The sequence below is a fragment of the Janthinobacterium violaceinigrum genome, from assembly GCF_009208555.1.
In the GTDB taxonomy this organism is placed as follows: Bacteria; Pseudomonadota; Gammaproteobacteria; order Burkholderiales; family Burkholderiaceae_D; genus Janthinobacterium; species Janthinobacterium violaceinigrum.
Genome location: NZ_WFLI01000079.1, coordinates 1 through 3,583, shown reverse-complemented (window position 1 = coordinate 3,583; position 3,583 = coordinate 1). Strand labels below are relative to the sequence as shown.

The following is a 3,583-nucleotide window of genomic DNA, read 5'->3' as shown; positions in this document are numbered from 1 at the left end:
AGAACTGCTGGCCGCCAAGGAGCGCCTGGTGGCGGGCGGCATCGAGGTGCTGGGCCCCGTGAACCACGCCATCTTCCAGTCGATCTACTTCTTCGACCCGAACGGCCACCTGGCGGGCATGCGCGCCGGGCGGCGCGGCCGATCTGCTGGCGGCCACCCTGTTCCTCGATCGACTGACAGAAGGAGATGCGCATGGAAACGCGTGACTACACATTCGCGGCCGGGCCGGCGGCATCGGGGCGCGCGCTGGCCGGCGTCGTCGGCTCGGGCGACCTGGAAGTGCTGCTGCAGCCGGGCGACGCTGGCGTGACCCGTATCGTCGTGAACACGTCCGTCGATGGCAAGGGCGCCGTATGGGATGCGCTGCTGCTGCGCGTCTTCGGCGGCGCGCCGCTGCCGGCGGCGAACATCGTCATCAATGATTGCGGCGCCACGCCCGGCGTGGTGCGCATGCGCATCGAGCAGGCTTACGAAGAATTGCAAGCGGGGAGGGCGGCATGAGCACATTGACGCAATTGCTGGAGCGCGACAGCTTCATCGAACGCAGCGCGCGCAGCCGGGCGCGGGCCTTGCTGGACGCGGGCAGCATGCGCGAGCTGCTCGACCCGTTCTGCGGCATCGCTTCGCCGTGGCTGCCGCGGCAGGGCGTCACGGCGCAGGCGGACGACGGCGTGGTGGTGGCCAAGGGCCTGTTCGACGGCCAGCCGGCTGTGGTGCTGGCCATCGAGGGCGCCTACCAGGGCGGCAGCATGGGCGAAGTGGGCGGCGCGAAGATCGCCGGTGCGCTGGAACTGGCGGCGCGCGACAACCGCAACGGCGTGCCGACGCGTGCCGTGATCCTGTTCGAGACGGGCGGCGTGCGCCTGCAGGAAGCCAACCTGGGCCTGGCGGCGATTGCCGACATCCATGCGGCCATCGTCGACCTGCGCCGCTACCAGCCCGTGATCGGCATCACGGCTGGCACCGTGGGCTGCTATGGCGGCATGTCGATCGCGGCGGGTCTGTGCAGCTATCTCGTCGTCACGCGCGAGGCGCGCCTGGGGCTCAACGGCCCGGCCGTGATCGAGCAGGAAGCGGGCGTGGACGAATTCGACTCGCGCAACAAGCCCTTCATCTGGAGCCTGACGGGCGGCGAGCAGCGCTTCCACAGCGGCCTGGCAGACGCCTACGTGGACGACGACACGGTACAGATGCGCGCTACCGTGGCCGATTTGTTTGCGCGCGGCGTGCCGCGGCAGCACCGCAGCGGCCAGGCCGACGCCTTCCAGGCCCGCCTGGCGGACGTCGACGCGGGCGTGCAAGCCACGCCCGAAGCCGTGCGCGCCATCTACAGCAAAGGAGCAGCAGCATGAACGCCATTACCGAAACGAGCCGCGGCGCCACCTGGCTGGCGGCACTCACGAACAACGCTGCGCCGCTGGACGGCTATCCCGCTTCCGTGCGCGTGGTGGACGCGCCGCTGGCGGGCGAGCCGGCGCGCTACCTCGCCGTGCTGCCCGACCCGGACAACCGGTTTACGCGCGCCCGCACGGGAGAAGTCGGCCTGGTCGAGGCGTGGCAGCTGGCGCGCGCCGTGCAGCAGGTGGTTGCCGAGGACCGCGACCTGGCCGTGAAACGTCCCATCGTGGCCGTCATCGACGTGGCCAGCCAGGCCTATGGGCGGCGCGAGGAAGCATATGGCATCCACCAGGCGCTGGCCGGCGCGGCGGGCGCGTATGCCGAAGCGCGCCTGGCGGGCCACCCCGTCATCGGCCTGATCGTCGGCAAGGCCATGTCGGGCGCTTTCCTGGCCCACGGCTACCAGGCCAACCGCCTGATCGCGCTCGACGATCCGCAGGTGATGGTGCATGCGATGGGCAAGGCGTCGGCCGCGCGCATCACCCTGCGCACGGTGGAGGCACTGGAAGCGCTGGCCGAAACGATCGCGCCCATGGCCTACGACATCCGCAACTACGCCACTTTGGGACTGCTGTGGCAAACCTTGCAGGTGGCGCAGCCCGATGCGCCGTCAGGCGCGGATGTGGGGCAGGTGCGCGCCAGCCTGCAGGCGGCGCTGGGCGATATCCGCGCCGATCCGGAACGGGGACTGGCCAGCCGCCTGGGTGCGCCGCACCGCCAGGCGTCGGCAAAGGTAAGGGAGGTGCTGGGACAGCAGTGGTAAGCGGATGGTGCATCAAAAGAGAAGACATCAAGTCCTTCCTATTCCTATAACGGAGACAATCATGATCATTTACGGAACCGCATTGCTGGCCCTGTGCCATTTGCTCGGCATCTTCCTGGGCGACCTGCTCGGGCAGCTGATGGGCGTCAAGACGAACGTGGGCGGCGTGGGCATCGCCATGCTGCTGCTGATCTGCGCCCGGCTCTACATGCAGCGCCGCGCGTGGCTGCCGCAGATGACGGAGCGGGGCGTCGAATACTGGGGCGCCATGTATATTCCCGTGGTGGTGGCCATGGCGGCGCAGCAGGACGTGGTGGCGGCGCTGCGCGGCGGGCCCGTGGCCGTGCTGGCCGCCATCGGTTCCGTGCTCGTGTGCGGCGCCGTCATTTCGCTGATTAACCGGTCGGAAAGCCCTGCTGCCATCGCAGCCGCCGAAGCTGACCGCGTGCAAGCCGATTCCCTGCTGATGAAGGAGCACCGCCATGCTTGAAATCTTTGAAAAAGCCGCCATTCACAACGGCCTGGTGACGGCCTTCGCCTTTGTCGGCCTGATCATGCTGGTATCCGTGGCGCTGTCGAAGTATCTGACCCTGGGCCGCGTGCACGGTTCGGCCATCGCCATCGTGATCGGCCTGGGCCTCGCTTACTGGGGCGGCGTGCATAGCGGCGGCCACAAGGGCCTGGCCGACTTGTCGCTGTTCGGCGGCATCGGTTTGATGGGCGGCGCCATGCTGCGCGACTTCGCCATCGTCGCCACCGCCTTCGAGGTGCAGGCGACGGAGGCGCGCAAGGCGGGCCTGATCGGCGTGGTGGCGCTGATGCTGGGCGTGGTGCTGCCCTTCCTCGTCGGCGCCGCCGTCGCCTACGCGTTTGGCTATTCGGACGCCGTCAGCATGACCACCATCGGCGCCGGCGCCGTCACGTACATCGTCGGCCCCGTCACGGGCGCGGCCATCGGCGCCAGCTCGGACGTCATGGCCCTGAGCATCGCGGCAGGCCTCATCAAGGCCATCCTGGTGATGGTGGGCACGCCCGCCGCAGCGCGTTTCCTGCGCCTGAAGACGCCGCGTTCGGCGATGGTCTTCGGCGGCCTGGCCGGCACCGTCAGCGGCGTGTCGGCCGGCCTGGCGGCCACCGACCGCAAGCTGGTGCCGTATGGCGCGCTGGTGGCCACGTTTCATACGGGGCTGGGCTGTCTGCTGGGACCATCGCTGCTGTTCTTTGCCGTCAAGGCGGTGGTGGCCTGATGGAATCCTGGCGCGCGCATGACCTGCTGTGGGTGTCCGGCCTGCCGGAGGGCCAGTGCTTGCCCGCCTGGGTCGATGCGGCCTGGCTGCAGGCGGCACCGCTGGTGGTGCGGCGCGCCAGCGCGGCGCCCGGACGCATCGCCGTGGGCATGCGGGGCCGGCTGCGCAGCGAGCG

Annotated in this window: 5 protein-coding genes; all 5 read left to right on the top strand. The window is 69.5% G+C overall.

Annotated elements, in window-relative coordinates:
* Positions 1-192: 192 nt before the first annotated feature.
* The 5 genes from GCN75_RS28645 to madM all read left to right on the top strand — a co-directional run bounded on the left by GCN75_RS28645 (position 193) and on the right by madM (position 3,408).
* Positions 193-501, top strand: coding sequence for a malonate decarboxylase subunit delta (locus tag GCN75_RS28645; RefSeq protein ID WP_152285366.1), 309 nt, complete (start codon positions 193-195; stop codon positions 499-501).
* On the top strand, positions 498-1,352 hold the full coding sequence (locus GCN75_RS28640) for a biotin-independent malonate decarboxylase subunit beta (RefSeq protein WP_152285365.1): 855 nt from the start codon (positions 498-500) through the stop codon (positions 1,350-1,352). Before GCN75_RS28645 ends, GCN75_RS28640 begins: the two co-directional genes overlap by 4 nt.
* Positions 1,349-2,161 carry a biotin-independent malonate decarboxylase subunit gamma gene (mdcE, locus tag GCN75_RS28635; protein ID WP_152285364.1) on the top strand — a complete coding sequence of 271 codons (813 nt, stop codon included), beginning with the start codon at positions 1,349-1,351 and terminating at the stop codon, positions 2,159-2,161. The genes GCN75_RS28640 and mdcE overlap by 4 nt, the downstream gene beginning before the upstream one ends.
* A 61-nt stretch (positions 2,162-2,222) precedes the next feature.
* Positions 2,223-2,651: a malonate transporter subunit MadL gene (madL, locus tag GCN75_RS28630; protein WP_152285363.1), complete on the top strand. Its 429-nt coding sequence runs from the start codon at positions 2,223-2,225 to the stop codon at positions 2,649-2,651.
* Positions 2,644-3,408: a malonate transporter subunit MadM gene (gene madM, locus GCN75_RS28625; RefSeq protein ID WP_152259698.1), complete on the top strand. Its 765-nt coding sequence runs from the start codon at positions 2,644-2,646 to the stop codon at positions 3,406-3,408. Before madL ends, madM begins: the two co-directional genes overlap by 8 nt.
* The last annotated feature ends 175 nt before the right edge of the window (positions 3,409-3,583 follow it).